This window comes from Pseudomonas sp. GD03862 (assembly GCF_029840855.1).
GTDB lineage: Bacteria > Pseudomonadota > Gammaproteobacteria > Pseudomonadales > Pseudomonadaceae > Aquipseudomonas > Aquipseudomonas alloputida.
Window position 1 is genome coordinate 19,644 of record NZ_JAOCDI010000015.1, and the last position, 20,288, is coordinate 39,931.

At 61.7% G+C, this 20,288-nt stretch carries 16 protein-coding genes and 2 tRNA genes; 5 read left to right on the plus strand and 13 right to left on the minus strand.

The features are described 5' to 3' along the window. Positions 1 to 49 precede the first annotated feature (49 nt). The gene (gene azu / locus N5D53_RS12205) at positions 50 to 499 is read right to left on the minus strand and encodes an azurin (RefSeq protein WP_003249580.1); all 450 of its coding nucleotides are present in this window, start codon (positions 497 to 499) and stop codon (positions 50 to 52) included. 348 nt (positions 500 to 847) lie between these two features. Here azu and N5D53_RS12210 point away from each other — a divergent pair, with 348 nt between their 5' ends. Further along, positions 848 to 1,435 carry a TIGR00730 family Rossman fold protein gene (locus N5D53_RS12210; RefSeq protein WP_003249578.1) on the plus strand — a complete coding sequence of 196 codons (588 nt, stop codon included), beginning with the start codon at positions 848 to 850 and terminating at the stop codon, positions 1,433 to 1,435. A gap of 121 nt (positions 1,436 to 1,556) precedes the next feature. Here N5D53_RS12210 and N5D53_RS12215 read toward each other — a convergent pair whose 3' ends face one another. The 8 genes from N5D53_RS12215 to rnr form a co-directional block, all read right to left on the minus strand. Further along, positions 1,557 to 3,857: a YgiQ family radical SAM protein gene (locus N5D53_RS12215; protein ID WP_003249577.1), complete on the minus strand. Its 2,301-nt coding sequence runs from the start codon at positions 3,855 to 3,857 to the stop codon at positions 1,557 to 1,559. Between the two features lie 389 nt (positions 3,858 to 4,246). Continuing rightward, positions 4,247 to 5,644, minus strand: a complete 1,398-nt coding sequence (gene dnaB, locus N5D53_RS12220; protein WP_010955472.1) for a replicative DNA helicase — start codon at positions 5,642 to 5,644, stop codon at positions 4,247 to 4,249. A gap of 113 nt (positions 5,645 to 5,757) precedes the next feature. Then, a complete protein-coding gene (rplI, locus tag N5D53_RS12225; RefSeq protein ID WP_003249568.1) occupies positions 5,758 to 6,204 on the minus strand; it encodes a 50S ribosomal protein L9 in 447 nt (148 codons plus the stop codon). 20 nt (positions 6,205 to 6,224) lie between these two features. Further along, complete coding sequence (locus N5D53_RS12230) at positions 6,225 to 7,088, minus strand: hypothetical protein (protein WP_003249565.1); 864 nt, start codon at positions 7,086 to 7,088, stop codon at positions 6,225 to 6,227. Positions 7,089 to 7,121: 33 nt separating this feature from the next. Further along, positions 7,122 to 7,352 (minus strand): 30S ribosomal protein S18, encoded by a 231-nt coding sequence (rpsR, locus tag N5D53_RS12235; RefSeq protein WP_003249563.1) that lies wholly within the window; start codon positions 7,350 to 7,352, stop codon positions 7,122 to 7,124. A gap of 28 nt (positions 7,353 to 7,380) precedes the next feature. Continuing rightward, entirely contained in the window at positions 7,381 to 7,806 is a 426-nt protein-coding gene (gene rpsF / locus N5D53_RS12240; RefSeq protein ID WP_003249557.1) for a 30S ribosomal protein S6, read from the minus strand. 289 nt (positions 7,807 to 8,095) lie between these two features. Beyond that, positions 8,096 to 8,842, minus strand: a complete 747-nt coding sequence (gene rlmB, locus N5D53_RS12245) for a 23S rRNA (guanosine(2251)-2'-O)-methyltransferase RlmB (RefSeq protein ID WP_003249554.1) — start codon at positions 8,840 to 8,842, stop codon at positions 8,096 to 8,098. After that, on the minus strand, positions 8,839 to 11,412 hold the full coding sequence (gene rnr / locus N5D53_RS12250; RefSeq protein ID WP_190869899.1) for a ribonuclease R: 2,574 nt from the start codon (positions 11,410 to 11,412) through the stop codon (positions 8,839 to 8,841). The genes rlmB and rnr overlap by 4 nt, the downstream gene beginning before the upstream one ends. A 272-nt stretch (positions 11,413 to 11,684) precedes the next feature. On the opposite strand from rnr, the gene N5D53_RS12255 reads away from it, so the two are divergent. From N5D53_RS12255 to N5D53_RS12270, 4 genes are all read left to right on the plus strand, one after another. Next, positions 11,685 to 11,771, plus strand: a tRNA-Leu gene (locus N5D53_RS12255). Positions 11,772 to 11,859: 88 nt separating this feature from the next. Beyond that, positions 11,860 to 11,946: transfer RNA gene (locus N5D53_RS12260), tRNA-Leu, on the plus strand. A 170-nt stretch (positions 11,947 to 12,116) separates the two neighbouring features. Further along, entirely contained in the window at positions 12,117 to 13,130 is a 1,014-nt protein-coding gene (locus N5D53_RS12265; protein WP_003249550.1) for an extracellular solute-binding protein, read from the plus strand. Continuing rightward, on the plus strand, positions 13,130 to 14,695 hold the full coding sequence (locus N5D53_RS12270) for an iron ABC transporter permease (RefSeq protein ID WP_020192088.1): 1,566 nt from the start codon (positions 13,130 to 13,132) through the stop codon (positions 14,693 to 14,695). Before N5D53_RS12265 ends, N5D53_RS12270 begins: the two co-directional genes overlap by 1 nt. Positions 14,696 to 14,779: 84 nt before the next feature. Here the strand turns inward: N5D53_RS12270 and N5D53_RS12275 are convergent, their stop codons facing one another. From N5D53_RS12275 to N5D53_RS12290, 4 genes are all read right to left on the minus strand, one after another. Beyond that, on the minus strand, positions 14,780 to 15,247 hold the full coding sequence (locus tag N5D53_RS12275; protein ID WP_104962642.1) for a DUF2867 domain-containing protein: 468 nt from the start codon (positions 15,245 to 15,247) through the stop codon (positions 14,780 to 14,782). A 159-nt stretch (positions 15,248 to 15,406) separates the two neighbouring features. After that, positions 15,407 to 17,341 (minus strand): methyl-accepting chemotaxis protein, encoded by a 1,935-nt coding sequence (locus tag N5D53_RS12280; protein WP_020193403.1) that lies wholly within the window; start codon positions 17,339 to 17,341, stop codon positions 15,407 to 15,409. A gap of 330 nt (positions 17,342 to 17,671) precedes the next feature. After that, positions 17,672 to 18,964 carry an adenylosuccinate synthase gene (locus tag N5D53_RS12285; RefSeq protein ID WP_003249542.1) on the minus strand — a complete coding sequence of 431 codons (1,293 nt, stop codon included), beginning with the start codon at positions 18,962 to 18,964 and terminating at the stop codon, positions 17,672 to 17,674. Between the two features lie 56 nt (positions 18,965 to 19,020). Next, positions 19,021 to 20,208 (minus strand): ATP phosphoribosyltransferase regulatory subunit, encoded by a 1,188-nt coding sequence (locus N5D53_RS12290; RefSeq protein ID WP_010955481.1) that lies wholly within the window; start codon positions 20,206 to 20,208, stop codon positions 19,021 to 19,023. Positions 20,209 to 20,288 lie beyond the last annotated feature (80 nt).

Consider the following 20,288-nt stretch of genomic DNA (forward strand, 5'->3'; position numbering starts at 1 on the left):
CGCATTCGCGGGTGAACCCGCTCCTACAGGGTTCGCCGTCAGCCTTTGATTACTTGACGATGACCTTGCCTTTCATCATCGAGATGTGGCCCGGGAAGGTGCAGAAGAAGCTGTAGTCACCACCGGCTTCCAGCTTGGAAGTGTCGAACTTCACTTCGGTTTCTTTCTCAGGCGCGCCGATCATCTTGGTGTGGGCGATGATGGCGGCGTTGTCAGCCTTCAGGTAGTCCTTATCCAGACCCTGGCTCATGCCTTCGGTGGCAATGGCCTGCATATCGGCAGTCTTGCTGATCACCAGGTTGTGGCCCATGACGTTCTTCGGCAGGTTGCCGGAGTGGGTCAGTTTGACGGTGAATTCCTTGCAGCTCTTGTCGACAGTGAATTCCTTGCTGGTGTAGGACATCTGGTCAGTCGAGTCGACAGTGACCGAGCACTCGGCGGCGAAGACAGAAGCGCTGGCGAGGGTCAGCAGAGATACCGCTACAGCTTTCGCAAACATCATGAATCTCCTTGGCAGGGTTTTATCAATTGCGAGACTGCCTGAAACCGTTCAGCCCCTTGCTGATATGGGTCAAGGGGGCGTCAAGAGGCCAGCCAGTAGAATTGTTCAATGGATTGTATACAACAAATCTAAGGGCACATCATGCCCTTTTATTGGACGATGAGACAACCTCTCATTTAGGAGCAATACCAAATGCCCATCTCCAACTTCCTCAATAGCCTGCTCGCCGCCTACGCCCACGGGGCCACAGGAGCCATCTGCGAATTCTCCCGTCCAGAATGAACCGGCCTTGGAAGTGACCGGCATGCGCCGTAACCTGTGCGCCTCAGTGACAGGAGATGAGCAATGCCCGTACGTTCCGTTTGTGTGTTCTGCGGCGCCAGCATGGGCGCCAACCCTGCCTACCGTGAAGCAGCCGTCGCGCTGGGCCAGGCCATTGCCCGCCGTGGCTTGACCCTGGTGTATGGCGGTGGCGCGGTCGGCTTGATGGGTGTGGTGGCCGACGCGGCCATGGCGGCCGGTGGCGAAGTGGTCGGGATCATCCCGCAGAGCCTGCTGGACGCTGAAGTCGGCCACAAGGGCCTGACCCGCCTGGAAGTGGTGGATGGCATGCATGCGCGCAAGGCCCGCATGGCCGAGCTGAGCGATGCCTTCATTGCCTTGCCGGGTGGGCTGGGTACGCTGGAGGAACTGTTCGAAGTGTGGACCTGGGGGCAGCTGGGCTATCACGCCAAGCCGCTCGGGCTACTGGATGTGAACGGTTTCTACGACAAGCTGGGCGGGTTCCTCGACCATATCGTCGAAGAAGGTTTCGTGCGCCCGCAACACCGGGCGATGTTGCTGCTGGGGCAGCAGCCGGACGAGCTGCTGGACGGGATGGACAGCTTTGTGGCGCCGGTCGCGCCTAAGTGGGTCGACAAGCAGCCTGACTGACCCAGATGGATGGGCCGAACACTGACCCAGTAGGAGCGGGTTCACCCGCGAATCGATAGTGGATCTACCGACGCATTCGCGGGTGAACCCGCTCCCACAGGGCTCTATGTAGCCTTCAAGATCAGCGGGGAATGACAGGCTGACGCGGCTTCTTGTTGCCCTTGCCGCCCTTGCTCGCCTCTTTGCGCTCCTTGGCCGCCTGCTGGTTACGCGCAAACGCTTCGGCCTTGGCCTTTTCGCGCTTGTCCCACGGCTTGCTGCCATCGCTGCCACGCGGCGGCAGGCCGGTGTGCTGGGTCAGGATCTTCTGGTCCTTGCCCACCTTGTGGCTCCCCGCCGGGGTCGAGTTCTTGCGGCGCGCGCTCTGGTAGCTGTCGGTCTGCGGCTGGTGCGCCGGAATCAGCTGGTGCTTGCCCGGCCCGATCAGGTCGGCGCGGCCCATTCGCTGCAGCGCTTCACGCAGCATCGGCCAGCCCTTCGGGTCGTGATAGCGCAAGAACGCCTTGTGCAGACGGCGTTGCTCGTCGCTCTTGACGATCTCCACCCCTTCGCTCTTGTAGGTCACCTTGCGCAGCGGGTTCTTGCCTGAGTGGTACATGGCCGTGGCCGAGGCCATTGGCGACGGGTAGAACGCCTGCACCTGGTCGGCGCGGAAGCCGTTGCCCTTCAGCCACAGGGCCAGGTTCATCATGTCTTCGTCGGTGGTACCGGGGTGCGCGGCAATGAAGTACGGGATCAGGTACTGCTCCTTGCCCGCTTCTTTCGAGAACTTCTCGAACATGCGCTTGAAGCGGTCGTAGGTGCCGATACCCGGCTTCATCATCTTGTCCAGCGGGCCACGCTCGGTGTGCTCCGGGGCAATCTTCAGGTAGCCGCCAACGTGGTGGGTGACCAGTTCCTTGACGTACTCCGGCGATTCCACCGCCAGGTCGTAGCGCAGGCCGGAAGCAATCAGGATCTTTTTCACACCCGGCAAGGCACGGGCCTTGCGGTACAGCTCGATCAACGAGCTGTGGTCGGTATTGAGGTTTTCGCAGATGCCCGGGAACACGCACGACGGTTTGCGGCAGTGCTTCTCGATCTCGGGGCTTTTGCAGGCGATGCGGTACATGTTGGCAGTCGGCCCGCCAAGGTCCGAGACCACGCCGGTGAAGCCCGGCACCTTGTCACGCATCTCTTCGATTTCGTGCAGGATCGACTCGTGCGAGCGGTTCTGGATGATGCGGCCTTCGTGCTCGGTGATCGAGCAGAAGGTACAGCCACCGAAGCAGCCACGCATGATGTTCACCGAGAAACGGATCATCTCGTAGGCCGGGATGCGCTCCTTGCCATAGGCCGGGTGCGGCACACGGGCGTAAGGCATGCCGAACACGTAGTCCATTTCCTCGGTGCTCATTGGGATGGGTGGCGGGTTGAACCACACATCCACTTCACCATGCTTCTGCACCAGCGCGCGGGCGTTGCCCGGGTTGGTCTCCAGGTGCAGCACGCGGTTGGCATGGGCATAGAGCACCGGGTCGTTACGCACCTTTTCGAACGATGGCAGGCGGATCACCGACTTTTCCCGGGTCACGGCCGGGCTGTCGAGAATCTGCACCACCTTGGCTTCGTTCGGGTCTTCCTGGTCGCCCTTGGCCTGCTCGATGGCGCAGGCCTGGGTGTCCTGGGTGTTCACGTACGGGTTGATGATCTTGTCGACGCGCCCCGGGCGGTCGATACGGGTGGAGTCGATCTCGTACCAGCCCTGCGGGGTATCGCGGCGCACGAAGGCGGTGCCGCGCACGTCGGTGATGGTCTCGATCTTCTCCCCGTTGGACAGGCGCTGGGCCACCTCGACCACCGCACGCTCGGCGTTGCCGAACAGCAGGATGTCGGCGCTGGCGTCGATCAGGATCGAGTGACGAACCTTGTCCTGCCAGTAGTCGTAGTGGGCGATGCGGCGCAGCGAAGCCTCGATGCCGCCGAGCACGATCGGCACATGCTTGTAGGCCTCCTTGCAGCGCTGGCTGTACACCAGGCTGGCACGGTCCGGACGGCTGCCGGCCAGGCCACCAGGGGTGTAGGCATCGTCGGAACGGATCTTCTTGTCCGCGGTGTAGCGGTTGATCATCGAGTCCATGTTGCCGGCGGCCACACCGAAGAACAGGTTCGGTTCGCCGAGCTTCATGAAGTCGTCTTTCGACTGCCAGTTCGGCTGGGCGATGATGCCCACGCGGAAGCCTTGGGCTTCCAGCAGACGGCCAATGATGGCCATGCCGAACGACGGATGGTCGACGTAGGCATCACCGGTCACGATGATGATGTCGCAGGAATCCCAGCCGAGCAGATCCATCTCCTCCCTGCTCATTGGCAGGAAAGGTGCTGGCCCGAAGCATTCGGCCCAGTACTTGGGATAGTCGTAGAGTGGTTTGGCTGCTTGCATGTCAGTGACCGGTTCTGGTGTGCAGGGAAATCGCGGGCGCGGAATATAGCACAAATTTTGACCAAATCCGACTGGATTCGTGGGGATTGGTGGGTAGAGCGACAGTTGGGGGGGGGCGTCAGGTGGTTGGTTTGGTGGGTGTGGTGAGGGCGCCAGGTGTACGAAACAGCAGTTTCAGCGCCTGTGAAATCGAGCGCCGCCCGCGCGGCGCATCGCGACGCAAGGCCGCTCCCACATTTGTTGCAACGCGCCAAACCTGCAAGGCCATGGTCGCCCGTTGCGCGTTGCCCTTTGCCCGCCTTGGCCGAGTTGCAACGAATGCGGGAGCGGCCTTGCGTCGCGATGGGCCGCAAAGCAGCCCCTACAAGGGCCCCTGCTAACGCAATGAGTTATTCGTCGTCATCGAAGTTGTACATACCCGGCGCCAAGTTCTCGAACCGGGTGTACTTGCCGATAAACGCCAAACGCACGAAGCCGATGGGGCCGTTACGCTGTTTGCCGATGATGATTTCCGCCACGCCCTTGTGCTCGGTCTCGGGGTGGTACACCTCGTCGCGGTACACGAACATGATCACGTCGGCGTCCTGCTCGATTGCACCGGATTCACGCAAGTCGGAGTTCACCGGGCGTTTGTTCGGGCGCTGTTCCAGCGAGCGGTTCAGCTGCGAAAGGGCAATGACCGGGCAGTTGAATTCTTTGGCCAGGGCCTTGAGCGAGCGGGAAATCTCGGAAATTTCGTTGGTACGGTTGTCACCGGCCGACCCCGGAATCTGCATCAGCTGCAGGTAGTCGACCATGATCATGGCGATTTCACCATGCTCACGGGCCAGGCGGCGGGTACGCGCGCGCATTTCCGAGGGGCTGATACCCGCCGTATCGTCGATGAACAATTTTCGGTCGTTGAGCAGGTTCACTGCCGAGGTCAGGCGTGGCCAGTCGTCGTCGTCCAGCTGGCCGGAACGGACCTTGGTCTGGTCGATACGCCCCAGGGACGAGAGCATACGCATGATCAGCGACTCACCTGGCATCTCGAGGGAGAACACCAGCACCGCCTTGTCGGTACGCAGTACGGCGTTTTCCACCAGGTTCATGGCGAAGGTGGTCTTACCCATCGACGGACGACCCGCGACGATGATCAGGTCGGCTGCCTGCAGGCCGCTGGTCTTCTCGTCCAGGTCGGTGTAACCGGTGGAGATACCGGTGATGTCACTGTCGGAGTTGAACAGCGTATCGATGCGGTCGATGGCCATGGTCAACAGCTCGTTGACGCCCACCGGGCCGCCGGTTTTAGGCCGTGCCTCGGCGATCTGGAAGATCTGCCGTTCCGCATCGTCGAGAATCTCGGCAGCGTTGCGCCCCTGCGGGTTGAACGCGTTGTCGGCGATGTCGGTACTGATGCTGATCAGCTGGCGCAACGTGGCCCGCTCACGAATGATCGCAGCGTAGGCCTTGATGTTGGCCACCGAAGGGGTGTTCTTGGCCAGCTCGGCCAGGTAGGCCAAGCCGCCGACTTGCGAGGACAGGCCTTCCTTGTCCAACTGCTCGTGCAGGGTCACCACGTCGAATGGCTGGTTGGCGTCGGCCAACTTGTGCACGGCGCGGAAGATCAGCCGGTGGTCATGCCGGTAGAAGTCGCCGTCCGACACCTGGTCCAGCACCCGCTCCCAGGCATTGTTGTCCAGCATCAGGCCACCGAGCACGGCCTGTTCGGCCTCGATGGAATGCGGCGGTACCTTCAGGGCTGCGGTTTGCAGGTCAAGCTGTTCGGAGGTGGTGATCTCGTTCATGGCCACGAAAGAATTCTGGAGGATGAAAAAGACAAAGGGCACGGCCTGTCGAAAACAGGACCGTGCCCGATGTTAACCGCCTGACTCGCAAGGAGCCAGCCAGTTAGCGCAGCTTAGGCAGCTACGACGACCACGCGTACGGTGGCTTCAACGTCGCTGTGCAGGTGCACGGCTACGTCGTATTCGCCAACCTGACGGATGGTGCCGTTCGGCAGACGAACTTCAGCCTTGGCCACTTCAACGCCGGAGGCGGTCAGGGCGTCAGCGATGTCGTGGGTGCCGATCGAACCGAACAGCTTGCCTTCGTCGCCAGCGGTGGCAGTGATGGTCACTTCCAGCTCGGCCAGTTGGGCAGCGCGGCTTTCAGCCGAAGCTTTCTTGTCAGCGGCTGCTTTTTCCAGCTCGGCACGACGCTCTTCGAACGCAGCCAGGTTGGCGGCGTTGGCAACGGTGGCCTTGCCGAATGGCAGCAGGAAGTTACGGCCGTAACCAGCCTTAACTTTTACTTTGTCGCCCAGGTTGCCCAGGTTAGCGACTTTTTCCAGCAGGATCAGTTCCATTTGGTAAAACCTCTTAACTTTTAACCTTCACCGTTCGCGGAGTCTTTCCCCGGAGGGGACTTGCGACCGCGAAAATCAATCAGGCTGTCGACAATGGCCAAAACCATCAACAACGGATAAATCAGCTGCATGATCAGCGGTAGCGTCACGTACATCCCCACCAGCCAGAAACCGGCCAGTCGGCCCTGTGCCACCAGCCCGTGCATCAAGGCGATGCCGGCCAGCACCAGTACCAGGCTGGAAGCCGATGCCAGGATGATGAACTGCGGGCCGATAAACGGCGCCACCACCATCACTGCCACCAAGACCGCCATGGTCTGTTTCGGCAACTTCAGTTCGCGAAACTCGCGACCGAAGCCTCCAGGGTTGTACAACGCTGCCTGCCAATAGCGCGCCAGCATCAACGCCAGCACACTGAACAATTGCACCGTCACTGCTGTGGAAGCGACCAGCACAGGGCGGATCAGCTCACCGGAGAGCACCGGTTGCCCTTCGATTTTCGGCATGGCTTCGGCAAACGCCTTGGCCAGCACATCGAAGGTTTGCGCCAGCGCCAGATCAAGCACGAGGCTGAAAGCCACGGCGAACACGGCACTGGCGAGCAACACCCGGCTCCAGGGGTGCTCGGCACGCAACATGGCGGCCAAGGCCAAGGCACCCGCAATCACCAGAAAGGTGATGGGATCGCCCATGACCCACACGGCCAGCCCGGCCAGCAAGCCGCCGGCGATGACCGATGTAGCATCCTTGAACCCACGCCGCAGCAGCACGAGGCTGCCGGCAGCGGCACTCAACCAGAACAGCAGCGGCAGTACCGCGCTGATGACCACCACGAGGGTGGCCTGCACACGACCGCGCATGATGAAACTTGCTAACGCTCGCATGCTAATCCCTTACTGCTTGTCGACGACCCGGTCTCAGCGGCCGTGGCTGTCGGTGTAGGGCAGCAGGGCCAGGAAGCGGGCGCGCTTGATAGCGGTAGCCAGCTGACGCTGATAACGAGCTTTGGTACCGGTGATACGGCTTGGAACGATCTTGCCGGTTTCGGATACGTAAGCTTTCAGGGTGTTGAGATCTTTGAAGTCGATCTCTTTCACGTCTTCAGCAGTGAAGCGGCAGAATTTACGACGACGGAAGAAACGTGCCATTTAATAGGCTCCTCTAAAGGTCCGTGGATTACTCGTCAGCGTTATCGCTGGAGTCGCTGTCATTGCTGTCGTCGCCTTCGGCGGAGTCAGCATGCTCAGGACGCTCGCGACGCTCACGGCGCTCGCTGCGGTTCTCTTCAGCCTTCAGCATCTCGGACTGGCCGGTAACGGCTTCGTCGCGACGGATGACCAGGTTACGGATAACGGCATCGTTGTAGCGGAAGTTGTCTTCCAGCTCGGCCAGGGCCTTGCCGGTGCACTCAACGTTCAGCATCACGTAGTGAGCCTTGTGAACATTGTTGATTGCGTAGGCCAGTTGACGACGGCCCCAGTCTTCCAGGCGGTGGATCTTGCCACCATCTTCTTCGATCAGCTTGGTGTAACGCTCAACCATGCCGCCGACTTGTTCGCTCTGGTCCGGGTGAACCAGGAAGATGATTTCGTAATGACGCATGAATGCTCCTTACGGGTTAGTAGTCTGCCAGTGAATCTGGTCAGACAAGGAGTGAATGACACTGTATGTCTTGCACGGAGGGGAGGCACATGAGCGCCTGCCAGCTCGGCAAGGGGCGCAATTGTAGAGAAGCCGGGGCGCACAAGCAAGGTGATTGGTGAATATTTGAACAGCCTGAAACATATTTACAGGCTGCGGGCCCTTTCGCGGGTGAACCCGCGCCTACAGGGGAACGCAATCACCCTGTAGGAGCGGGTTCACCCGCGAAGAGGCCGGAACAGGCTGAGAATCAGCGCTTGGCCTGGCGCTGACGCACGGCTTCGAACAGGCAAACCCCGGTCGCCACCGACACGTTAAGGCTGCTGACGCTACCCGCCATCGGCAACTTCACCAGGAAGTCGCAATGCTCACGGGTGAGCCGACGCATGCCCTTGCCTTCCGCCCCCATGATCATCACCAGTGGCCCGGTCAGGTCCTGCTGGTAGATCTCCTGCTCGGCCTCGCCAGCGGTACCCACCACCCACAGGCCACGCTGCTGCAACTTCTCAAGCGTACGCGCCAGGTTGGTCACAGCCACCAGCGGAATGACTTCTGCCGCACCACAAGCCACCTTTCGCACAACCGGCGTCAGCGTTGCGGACTTGTCCTTAGGTACGATCACTGCCGTGGCACCGGCCGCATCCGCGGTACGCAGACAAGCGCCGAGGTTGTGCGGGTCGGTCACACCGTCCAGCACCAGGATCAGCGGCGGTGTTTCTGTGCGCTCAAGCAGCTCTTCGAGCATCAGCTCGCCCCACACCTGGCTCGGACTGACCTCGGCTACAACGCCTTGGTGCACGCCTTCGACCCAGGCATCCATCTCACGGCGCTCGGCCTGGCCGACCGGCACGCGGTTTTCCGCGGCCAGCGCCAGCAAGGTTTCGAGGCGCGGCTCGCTGCGGCCTTCCGACAGCCAGATCTGCTTGACCCGCTTTGGATGGTGCTGCAGCAATGCCTGCACGGCGTGTACGCCGTAGATTTTTTCCAGCTGACTCATGAATTGCTCTTGTTTTTGCGTGGTGCGCCGGACTTCGGCGGGCCTTTACGGTGCTTGGTCGGTTTGCCGGACGGCTTGCCACCTTTCTCCGATTTGCTGCCAGCACTGCTGCGCGCGTCGGTCATCAGCGCTTTCTTCATCTCGCGGCTTTTACGCACTTCAGCGTTTCGCTGCACAGCATCCTTGGGGAAGTACGCTTCGGACGCTTCACTTTTGCGGCTGCGTGGCTTGGGCGTGGCTTTCGCTTCGGTTGCCGGCTGCTGCTCGGCTTTTTCGGCAACCGGCGCGGCACCACGCTGCTTGCGGCCGATCGGTGCGGCGAGGGTCTTTTCCGACACTTCGAAGTCGATCTTGCGCTCATCCAGATCAACACGCATGACCTTGACTTCGATGGTGTCGCCCAAGCGGAAGCTGCGACCGGTGCGCTCGCCGGCCAGGCGATGGTGTACCGGGTCGAAGTGGTAGTAGTCACCCGGCAACGCACTGACGTGCACCAGGCCCTCTACATAGATATCGGTCAGTTCGACGAACAGGCCGAAACCGGTCACCGCAGTGATCACACCCGGGAAGGTCTCGCCCACGCGGTCTTTCATGAACTCGCACTTGAGCCAGTTGACCACGTCACGGGTGGCTTCGTCGGCCCGGCGCTCGGTCATCGAGCACTGCTCGCCGAGTTGCTCCAGGGTGTTTTCGTCGTACGGGTAGATACGCGCCTTGGGAATGCTCATGGCGCCGGCACGCTTGACGTGCGGGGTATCGACCTTGGAGCGGATGATGCTGCGGATGGCGCGATGCACCAGCAGGTCCGGGTAACGACGGATCGGCGAGGTGAAGTGGGTGTACGCCTCGTAATTCAGGCCGAAGTGGCCGTTGTTCTCGGTGCTGTACACGGCCTGGCTCAGCGAGCGCAGCATCACCGTCTGGATCAGGTGGAAGTCCGGGCGACCGGCGATGCTCGCCAGCAGGGCCTGGTAATCCTTCGGCGACGGGTCCTTGCCCTTGTGCAGGCTAAGGCCCAACTCGCCTAGGAAGGCGCGCAGTTTTTCCAGGCGCTCCGGCGGCGGGCCGTCGTGCACGCGGTACAGGGCCGGTACGCCGTGCTTCTGCAGGAACTCGGCGGTGGCCACGTTGGCCGCCAGCATGCATTCCTCGATCAGCTTGTGGGCGTCGTTGCGCACGGTCGGGCGGATTTCGGCGATCTTGCGCTCCTCGCCGAAGATGATGCGGGTTTCCTGGGTCTCGAAGTCGATGGCACCCCGGGTGTGGCGCGCCTCCACCAACACCTTGTACAGGTTGTACAGGTTCTTCAGGTCCGGCACGACATCCTTGTACTCTTCGCGCAGCGCCTTGCCCTCACGGGTACGCGAGTGCTCGAGCATGCTGCTGACCTTGTTGTAGGTCAGGCGGGCATGGGAGTGGATCACGCCTTCGTAGAACTGATAGTCGACCATCTGGCCGGCTTTGTTCATGGTCATTTCACAGACCATGGCCAACCGGTCGACATGCGGGTTCAGCGAGCACAGGCCGTTGGACAGCTCTTCGGGGAGCATCGGCACCACGCGCTCGGGGAAGTACACCGAGTTACCGCGCTGCTGGGCTTCGACATCCAGGGCAGAGCCCAGACGCACGTAGCTGGAGACGTCAGCGATGGCCACGTACAGGCGCCAGCCACCGGAGAACAGACGCAGCTTGCCCAGCGGTTCGCAATAAACGGCATCGTCGAAGTCGCGGGCGTCTTCACCGTCGATGGTGACGAACGGCAGATGGCGCAGGTCGACACGCTTCTCTTTGTCCTTCTCCTCGACTTCGGAGCGGAACTTGCGTGCCTCCTTGACCACATCATTAGGCCAGACGTGCGGAATGTCGTAGCTGCGCAGGGCAACGTCGATTTCCATGCCCGGTGCCATGTAGTTGCCGATGACTTCGACCACATCGCCTTGCGGCTGGAAGCGCGGCGTTGGCCAGTGGGTGATCTTGATCTCGACGAACTGGCCGATCTTGGCACCGCCGTTGCGCCCGGCGGTCACCAGCACTTCCTGCTGGATCTTCGGGTTGTCCGGGGTCACGTAGCCGATGCCGCCCTCTTCGAAATAGCGGCCGACCACGCTTTCATGGGCACGGGAGATGACTTCGACCAGCACGCCTTCACGGCGACCACGGCGGTCCACACCGGAGACGCGGGCCAGGCCACGGTCGCCGTCGAACACCAGTCGCATCTGCGACGGGCTGAGGAACAGGTCTTCGCTGCCGTCATCGGGAATAAGGAAGCCGAAGCCGTCGCGGTGGCCGGAGACGCGACCACAGATCAGGTCCAGCTTGTCTACCGGGGCATAAGTGCCGCGCCGGGTATAGATAAGCTGGCCATCGCGCTCCATGGCACGCAGGCGGCGGCGCAGGGCTTCGATCTGGTCTTCTTCATACAGACCGAACTCTTTTGCCAGCTCCTCGCGGGCAGCAGGTTCGCCTCGGTCGGCGAGACGCTGCAGGATCAGCTCACGGCTGGGAATGGGGTTGTCGTATTTTTCCGCTTCGCGAGCGGCCTCGGGATCGAGGGATTGCCAATCGGCCATCAGAAGGGGTTCACCTTGGGGTATATAGATAGGAATTCTGGCATAGGCGTATTGAAACCGGAAATGTCTGCCTTGGACAGCCCCCGCTGCAGTGCATAAACAGCAGAAATAGGCTTGTGGAATCAACAAGTTGAATTTTTTGAATTTTTTTTCGATTAGGGGCTTTACAGCCTTGGGGAGCGTCCGTATAGTGCGCACCACAACGACGGACAACCCCGAAGTTGTAGTAGAGATGAACGACGCTGTAAAGCATCAAGTAACCTCGAATGTGTGCCCAGGTGGCGGAATTGGTAGACGCGCTGGTTTCAGGTATCAGTGACCGCAAGGTCGTGGAAGTTCGAGTCTTCTCCTGGGCACCAAATATTTTCAAGTAACAGATGACCAAGGATCTGTTACTACTGTGTGAAAGCGAACGATAGTCGCCTTCTGCAGATGATGTAAAGCTTTGCCCAGGTGGCGGAATTGGTAGACGCGCTGGTTTCAGGTATCAGTGACCGCAAGGTCGTGGAAGTTCGAGTCTTCTCCTGGGCACCATACAAAAACCCACTAGCTTGCTAGTGGGTTTTTTCTTGCCTGCGATTTTTGTGCCCCCTCCCCCCTTGCACCATGGTCTGACCATGAATTTCTCGTCACCCGGCCACTTGAGAAACAATTTCGTTTACCATTGTTTCCAAATATGTAGCCGTAAGCGAGGAAGTACCCGCATGACGATCCGCCCGCAACCGCTGATGCGTACCCTGGCCGCCGCAGTGCTGAGCCTGGTCATCGGCGCTCCGGCCGCCATGGCAGACGCACCGGTCACGCTGACCATGTACAACGGTCAGCACAAGGAAATTGGCGAAGCCATTGCCAAGGCCTATGAGGCCAAGACCGGCATTCACATCGACATCCGCAAAGGCAGCAGCAACCAGCTGGCCAGCCAGATCATCGAGGAAGGTGATCGTTCGCCGGCCGACATCATCTATACCGAAGAGTCCCCGCCCCTGAACAACCTGGGCGAGCTGGGCCTGCTGGCCAAGATTGACGACGCCACGCTGAACATGATGCCCAAGGAGTACGTTGGCGCGAACGGCACCTGGATGGGTATCACCGCCCGTACGCGCATCGTGGTGTACAACCCGAAGAAAGTCGACGAGAAAGACCTGCCGACCACGGTGATGGACTTCGCCAACCCTGAGTGGGAAGGCCGCGTCGGCTACGTCCCTACCAGCGGTGCGTTCCAGGAGCAGGCCGTGGCCATTCTGAAGATGCACGGGCGCGAAGCCACCGAAGAATGGTTGACCGGCCTGAAAGCCTTCGGCAAGACCTACACCAACAACATGGTCGCCCTCAAAGCCGTGGAAAAAGGTGAAGTGGCTGCGGTACTGGTTAACAACTACTACTGGTACGCGCTTGAACGCGAACGCGGCAAGCTGGACACCAAGCTCTACTACCTGGCCGACGGCGATGCTGGCAACCTGGTCACTATCTCCGGCGCAGGCGTGGTCAAGGCCAGCAAACATCCGAAAGAAGCCCAGGCCCTGCTCAACTGGATGGCCAGCGAAGAAGGCCAGCGCGTGATCACCCAGACCACCGCCGAGTACCCGCTGCACAAGGGCATGGTTTCTGACCGCGGCCTGAAACCGTTCGACGAGCTGCGCCCGCCGAAGATCTCGCCAGCTGACTTGGGCAATGCCGAGGAAGCCATCGAACTTGAGCGTGAGGTCGGCCTGCTCTGATGACTGCCGCCCTGTCCGAACCGGTGCCGGTACGCTTCGTACCGCGCCGCAAGCGCCCTTCCATCTGGGTAGTGCTGCCTGTGCTGTTCCTTGTGGCAATGAGCTTGCTGCCACTGGCTTATGTCGCCATCAAAGCCTGGGAGGCCGGCTGGCGCGAAGCTTTGCACCTGTTGTGGCGGCCCTTTGTCTGGGGGCTGATGCGCAACACCCTGCTGCTGATGGTCGGCGTGACGCTGACCTGTATGGTGGTCGGCCTGGCACTGGCCTGGCTGCTGGAGCGCAGCAACCTGGCCGGCCGCCGGTTGTGGGGCGTGGTGCTGTGCCTGCCATTCGCCGTGCCGTCGTTCGTCAGCAGCTTCACCTGGGTGTCGCTGAGTTCGGACTTTGAAGGCCTGGGCGGCGCGATCATGGTCATGGCCCTGTCCAAATACCCGCTGGTGTTCCTGCCCGTTGCCGCGACCCTGCGCAACCTCGACACCTCGCTGGAGGAGTCGGCACGCACCCTGGGTTGCAGCCGCTGGGGGGTGTTCAGCAAAGTCACCCTGCCACTGCTGTGGCCGTCGATGCTCGGGGGTGCGCTACTGATTGCCCTGCATATGCTGGTGGAGTTTGGCGCGCTGTCGATACTCGGCCTGCAAACCTTTACCACGGCGATCTACCAGCAGTTCGAACTGGAGTTCAGCAATGCCAACGCGGCCATGCTGTCTGCCGTGCTGTTGGCGATGTGCCTGGCAATGCTGTGGCTGGAACTGCGGGTGCGCGGCAAAGCCCGCCATGTACGCATCGGCCAGGGCGTAGCGCGCCGTGCGCAACCGGTGCGGCTACGCGGCTGGGCGGTGCTGGCGCAACTGTTCTGCGTGGGCCTGGCGGTGCTGGGCAGCGGCATTCCGCTGGCGATGCTCGGTTACTGGCTGAGCGTGGGTTCGTCGGCGGCATTCCCGGTGGCGGCCATCTCGAAGGCGTTGTTCACCTCGCTGTCGGTGTCGCTGGGCGGTGCCGGCTTCTGTGTGCTGCTGGCTCTGCCTATCAGCTTCCTGGTGGTGCGCTACAAAGGCCGCCTGGCGATTTGGGCTGAGCGTCTGCCCTACCTCCTGCACGCCCTGCCCGGCCTGGTGATTGCCCTGACCCTGGTGTTCTTCGCCCTGCACTACGTGCCGGCGCTGTACCAGACCACGGCACTGTTGCTGCTGGCCTACGCACTGCTGTTCCTGCCGCTGGCCCAGTCGCCGGTGCGCACCGCACTGAACAAGGCCTCACCAACGCTGGAAGAAGCTGCGCGCACCCTTGGCGCCAGTAGCTTTGCCGCATTCTGCCGGGTGACCTTGCCGATCATCTTCCCGGCCATGGCAGCGGCCTTTGCACTGGTGTTCCTGGATGCCATGAAGGAGCTGACGGCTACCCTGCTGCTCAGCCCGACCGGCATGACCACCCTGGCCACCGAAGTATGGGCGCATACGGCCAATGTCGAGTTCGCGGCGGCGGCGCCGTATGCGGCATTGCTGATCGTGGTGTCGGGGTTGCCGGTATATCTGCTCACTACGCGGATGTATCTGAACAAGGCATGAACTTCTACGCGGGCTTGCCCTCAGGTACAGCACCGGTCTCAGGGCCTGCGCTGCACCTGTGGGGGCTTGCCGGTGATCAGGCCATCAGATGTTACGCAGCATGCGCCGCACAATTGGCCCATGGGCCTTGCCGACCGGCAACATGTAAAGCCGGCCGAAGGTGTTGAAGCACTGCACCGAGGTGGTCACGCTCAAGCGCTGACACCCTTCCCACTGCTCATCTAGATCTACGCTCACCATCACAGCCAGGTGCGTATCACGCGAGGTCAGGACCAGTTGCTGGTCGCTGATGGCCTCGACAGTGAAGAAGTCCAGGCGCTCACCGACGGCTGGCACATGCGTTGGATCGCCGCGAGTGAAGCCGTGGATATCGGCGACATTGAAACGGCGTGAGATGAAGTCGCGAATGCGGAAGGCCCGGGCCAGCCAGTAGGGGACGTCCGAGGTCATAGCGCAGTAGGCTTGCAGGGCGGTCATCGGGTCAGTGAGCTTTACGCTGTCACTGTGCAGGAAATTCAGGTCGGCCTGGGCGGCGATTAGTTGGGCGGACATTAGCAACTCCTTTTGCTATGTGTCGCCGACAGCATAGCAACACCGTGGTGGATGGCACGGGCTTCGCCCGTGTTCGCGGGCAAGCCCGCTCCCACAGGGATCGCGCCAGCTTTTAGAAATTGAGCAAGACAATTGCTCTCACAAGAGACCGCGCAGGATTCAGGCCCGGAACTGGCCCAGGCTGGCGCGCAGCTGCGCCGCCAGATCATCCAGCACCTTGCTGCTGGCCGTAGTCTGCATCACCACCTCAGCCGAACGCTCAGCCTGAGCATGGATAGTCTCCACTCGCCCACGCACCGCCTGCGCGCCATTCGCCTGCTGCTCGGCCGCACGGGTAGCCAAGCCAATGGCCGCATGCACCTGCTCCACCGCCGCCTGCACTGACTGCTGCCGACGCTCGTTGTCACGCAGCACCAGCAAGCCTTCGCTAGCCTTGAGCCCAGCCTGGCTGATGGTGGCCACAGCTTCCTTGGCGCCCTTCTGCAATGCTGCGATGTGCGCCTGGATATCGCCCGTAGAGCTTTGCGTCTTGCTCGCCAGCGCGCGCACCTCGTCGGCCACCACGGCAAAGCCGCGTCCGGTTTCGCCAGCACGGGCCGCCTCGATGGCGGCGTTCAAGGCCAACAGGTTGGTCTGCTCGGCGATACCGTGGATCACCGTCAGCACCACTTCGATCTGCTCGCTCTGCTTGGCCAGGCGCTCGATCACCTGGGAGCCGGCATCCACCTGCCCAGCCAGGTTCTCGATCAAACCGGCAAGCTGGGTCGAGGTGCGGCTGTTTTCATCGGTCGCCTGGCGGATATCCACCACTTGCTGCAACGCCGCCTGCATCGCATGACTTTCGGCTTGTGCTTCATCAGCCATGCTCGACAGGTCGCGCAGGCTGGCGGCCACTTCATCGCGCTGCAATGCGGCGGCAGCATCTGCGCCAGCGTTGCGCTGGGCCATCGCGCCAATCTCCACACCCGTGCGCTGCGCCACCTCGCCGGCTTCGCGCACAATCGGCTGCAACTTGTCGACAAAGCGGTTCACTGCCGAGGCCATGTCGCCGATTTCATCTCGGCTGTCGAGCGGCACGCGCTTGGTCAAGTCACCTTCGCCGGCCGCCAGGTCATCGAGAGCGGCAATCAACAGGCGCAGCTTGCTCAGTACCCGGCGGCCTAGCACCAAAGCCACCACTACCAGCACCCCGAGGCCGACCAGCACAAGGCCCAGACCGATACGCCAGCGCAGCTCTGCAGCGGCATCGCGCACGGTTTGCGCGGTATTGGCCTGCATGGCGGCAGCACTGCCCTGCGCCTTCTCAAGGCGCTCACGCAGGGTCTTGCCGCTATCGGCAGCAGCACCGACCAGGCTGTCGCCAACCAACTGCTCTCCGCTAGCGATCAGCGCCGCGAAGCGCTGGTCCAGCGCCTTTAGCTCATGGTCGATGCCGGCAGTGGAAACCCCCATCACCACCTTACCGATTTCCGTGCCATTGGGGCTGATCGAGGCTTCGACGAAGTACACCGCCGGGTCACGCCGGGCAGCATCAATCACCTTGTCCAGCGCACGCTCGCCCTGGCCCTTTTCCATCAAAGCCTGGTTGATCGGGTTTTGCCGGTTGAGGTAGCGAGTCAGGTGCTGACCCTGAGCGTCGTCGTACACCACGAACAGCACGTTCGGGTTGCGCTGAGCGCGTCGTGCGAAATCCGAGAGCACTGGCACATCGTTGTCCCAGATCGCCCGCGGGGCAACCGAAGCCAGCAGTTCGGCCATGTCGTTGGCGGAATCCTTGAGGTTCTTTTCCAGGGTGCTGCGCAGTTGCTGCTGTTCGCTTTGCAGGCGCTCCGACAACCCTGCGCTCAGGCGCTGACGGGTACTGCTGGACAGGCCGTCGAGCCCAGAGCGCACATCTTGCCCGGCTTGCTCCAGATCGCTTGCGAGTTGGCGGCTGTCATTACCCAGCCGTTCGCCAAGGTCGGCCTCCAGGGCGGTGACCGTGCTTCGGGTGAGCGCAACGGCAACCAGCACCTGCACCAAAAGAGCGATACCAAGGGCAACAAACACAGGCCGCAATAGGCGGCTTCGTAACAGTGAGAGGATGGCAGACACGGTGTAACCCTCGTGTTTTCTGGCGCCACTATTTTGATGGCATCTACAGAAACTTCTTACAGCAAGGGTTGTGCCGTAGGCAGCAGGGAAATGCGCCAAGGTCTAGCAATAGGGTTTCGTGTGCAGGCCCATTCGCGGGTAAACCCGCTCCTACAACGGCCTGCGCCCAACCACCGTTTTGTGCCCACGTAGGAGCGGGTTTACCCGCGAATACGGTAGCGGCGGCAACGGTGGATTGCCGGTGGATATTGGCCAGCACAGACATGCCCACAAATGAAAACGCCGCGGCCCTTCTCAGGGCCGCGGCGTCAGATCAGCCTGGAGGGCAGATCAGGCGAACGGGTGACGCAGCACGATGGTCTCGTTGCGGTCCGGGCCGGTCGAAATGATGTCGATCGGCGCGCCAACCAGCTCTTCGATGCGCTTGATGTAGTCACGCGCAGCTTGCGGCAGCTCTTCCAGGGTTTTCACACCCAGAGTCGACTCGCTCCAGCCTGGCATCTCTTCGTACACCGGCTCAAGGCCAATGTAGCTGTCGGCATCGGAAGGCGCGTCAATGACGGCACCGTTCTCGTTCTTGTAGCCAACGCAGATGTTGATGGTTTCCAAGCCGTCCAGTACGTCCAGCTTGGTCAGGCAGATGCCCGAGATGCTGTTGACGTCGATAGCGCGACGCAGGATCACGGCATCGAACCAGCCGCAACGACGGGCACGGCCGGTGGTGGAGCCGAACTCGTGGCCACGCTTGGCCAAGGTAGCACCGGTCTCGTCGAACAGTTCGGTCGGGAACGGACCGGAACCCACGCGAGTGGTGTAGGCCTTGGTGATACCCAGGATGTAGTCCAGGTACATCGGGCCGACGCCGGAACCCGTGGAAATACCGCCAGCGGTGGTGTTGGAGCTGGTGACGTACGGGTAGGTGCCGTGGTCGATGTCCAGCAGCGAGCCCTGGGCGCCTTCGAACATGATGTCCTTGCCGGCGCGACGCAGGTTGTGCAGCTCGGCGGTGACGTCGAGCATCATCGGCTTGAGCTGTTCGGCGTAAGCCATGCACTCGTCCAGCGTCTGCTGGAAGTCGATGGCTGGCTCTTTGTAGTAGTTCACCAGCTGGAAGTTGTGGTAATCCAGCAGCTCACCCAGCTTGGCAGCGAAACGCTCGCGGTGGAACAGATCACCCACGCGCAGGCCGCGACGTGCCACCTTGTCTTCGTAAGCTGGGCCGATACCACGGCCGGTGGTGCCGATCTTGGCTTCGCCACGGGCTTTTTCGCGGGCCTGATCCAGGGCCACATGGTACGACAGGATCAGCGGCGCAGCCGGGGAAATGCGCAGGCGCTCGCGCACCGGTACGCCTTTCTCTTCCAGCTTGGTGATTTCACGCATCAGTGCATCCGGGGCAACGACCACGCCGTTACCGATCAGGCACTGTACGCCTTCACGCAGGATGCCGGACGGAATCAGGTGCAGAACGGTCTTTTCACCGTTGATCACCAGGGTGTGACCCGCATTGTGGCCACCCTGGTAGCGCACTACGGCGGCAGCATGTTCGGTCAGCAGATCGACGATCTTGCCTTTGCCCTCATCACCCCACTGGGTGCCCAGGACGACGACATTCTTACCCATTACATTGGTCCTCATTCACGCAAACTTGGTTGCCGGCCTGTTGCCGACGCAGAAACTCACTGGGCCAGCGGCAGAACCTGCCAGCGCCCGTCTTGCTGAATCAATTGCCGATCACAATCCGCCTCGAGAGCAGCACTCAACGGCTGGCCAGGCAGAGCCTGAACCACACGCTGGCCCTCGTTGCGCAACTGGCAGACTTGCTGCCAGAGGGCCGCATCGCCACTGTCCGGCATCCAGATGCCGCCAGTTGGCAATACGACCTCCGCTCGCCCCAGTGTGACCAGGGTCTTCAAATCCGTGGAGAAGCCGGTAGCCGGGCGTGCCCGGCCAAAGTCGGCGCCGATATCGTCGTAGCGACCGCCCTGGGCGATCGATTGGCCTTCGCCTGGCACGAACACGGCGAACACCACGCCCGTGTGGTAGTGGTAACCCCGCAGCTCGCCGAGGTCGAAGTACAGCGGCAGGTCCGGGTAGCGCGACGCCAGGCGATCAGCGATTGCCAGCAGGTCGTCCAGCGCCGCCAGCACGCTGGCCGGGGCGCGACCGAGGCGCACGCGGGCTTCAGCCAGTACTTCACGACCACCGCATAGCTCGACCAGAGCGCGCAGCATGCTGCCCAGGTCTTTCGGCAGGTCGGCGGTCAGCGCCTGCACTTCATCGACAGCCTTGCGTTGCATGGCGTCGAACAACTGCTGTTCGACCGCGCCAGACAGGCCGGCGGCACGGGCCAGGCCGCGGTAAATACCGACGTGGCCCAGGTCCATGTGCACATCCGGCACATCGGCCAGTTGCAGCGTGGCGAGCATCAGGCTGATGACTTCGACGTCGCTGGTAGGGCTGGCATCGCCGTACAGTTCGGCACCCAGCTGGATCGGGCTGCGCGAGGTGGACAGGGCACGCGGCTGGGCGTGCAGCACGCTGCCGGCATAGCACAGCCGGCTCGGGCCTTCACGGCGCAGTGTGTGCGCATCGATACGCGCTACCTGCGGGGTGAAGTCGGCGCGGAAGCCCATCAGGCGGCCGGACTGCGGGTCCACTACCTTGAAGGTGCGCTGATCCAGGTCCTGGCCGGCGCCGGTAAGCAGCGACTCCAGGTACTCGATATGCGGGGTGACGACCAGTTCGTAGCCCCAACTCTGGAACAGGTCCAACACCTGGCGGCGCGCGATCTCGATGCGCGCAGCCTCAGGTGGCAGTACTTCCTCGATGCCATCTGGCAGCAGCCAGCGGTCTACCGTTGCCATTACGCCATTTCCCCTCTGGTCCGGGCGGCTTGCCAGCAGGCAAACCGTCAGAAAAGCCGGTATCGCGCACAGCAGCGGGC

Coding starts and splice junctions, on each gene's coding strand:
- azu (WP_003249580.1), bottom strand. CDS start 499: ATGTTTGCGAAAGCTGTAGCGGTATCTCTGCTGACCCTCGCCAGCGCT.
- N5D53_RS12210 (WP_003249578.1), top strand. CDS start 848: ATGCCCGTACGTTCCGTTTGTGTGTTCTGCGGCGCCAGCATGGGCGCC.
- N5D53_RS12215 (WP_003249577.1), bottom strand. CDS start 3,857: ATGCAAGCAGCCAAACCACTCTACGACTATCCCAAGTACTGGGCCGAA.
- dnaB (WP_010955472.1), bottom strand. CDS start 5,644: ATGAACGAGATCACCACCTCCGAACAGCTTGACCTGCAAACCGCAGCC.
- rplI (WP_003249568.1), bottom strand. CDS start 6,204: ATGGAACTGATCCTGCTGGAAAAAGTCGCTAACCTGGGCAACCTGGGC.
- N5D53_RS12230 (WP_003249565.1), bottom strand. CDS start 7,088: ATGCGAGCGTTAGCAAGTTTCATCATGCGCGGTCGTGTGCAGGCCACC.
- rpsR (WP_003249563.1), bottom strand. CDS start 7,352: ATGGCACGTTTCTTCCGTCGTCGTAAATTCTGCCGCTTCACTGCTGAA.
- rpsF (WP_003249557.1), bottom strand. CDS start 7,806: ATGCGTCATTACGAAATCATCTTCCTGGTTCACCCGGACCAGAGCGAA.
- rlmB (WP_003249554.1), bottom strand. CDS start 8,842: ATGAGTCAGCTGGAAAAAATCTACGGCGTACACGCCGTGCAGGCATTG.
- rnr (WP_190869899.1), bottom strand. CDS start 11,412: ATGGCCGATTGGCAATCCCTCGATCCCGAGGCCGCTCGCGAAGCGGAA.
- N5D53_RS12265 (WP_003249550.1), top strand. CDS start 12,117: ATGACGATCCGCCCGCAACCGCTGATGCGTACCCTGGCCGCCGCAGTG.
- N5D53_RS12270 (WP_020192088.1), top strand. CDS start 13,130: ATGACTGCCGCCCTGTCCGAACCGGTGCCGGTACGCTTCGTACCGCGC.
- N5D53_RS12275 (WP_104962642.1), bottom strand. CDS start 15,247: ATGTCCGCCCAACTAATCGCCGCCCAGGCCGACCTGAATTTCCTGCAC.
- N5D53_RS12285 (WP_003249542.1), bottom strand. CDS start 18,964: ATGGGTAAGAATGTCGTCGTCCTGGGCACCCAGTGGGGTGATGAGGGC.
- N5D53_RS12290 (WP_010955481.1), bottom strand. CDS start 20,208: ATGGCAACGGTAGACCGCTGGCTGCTGCCAGATGGCATCGAGGAAGTA.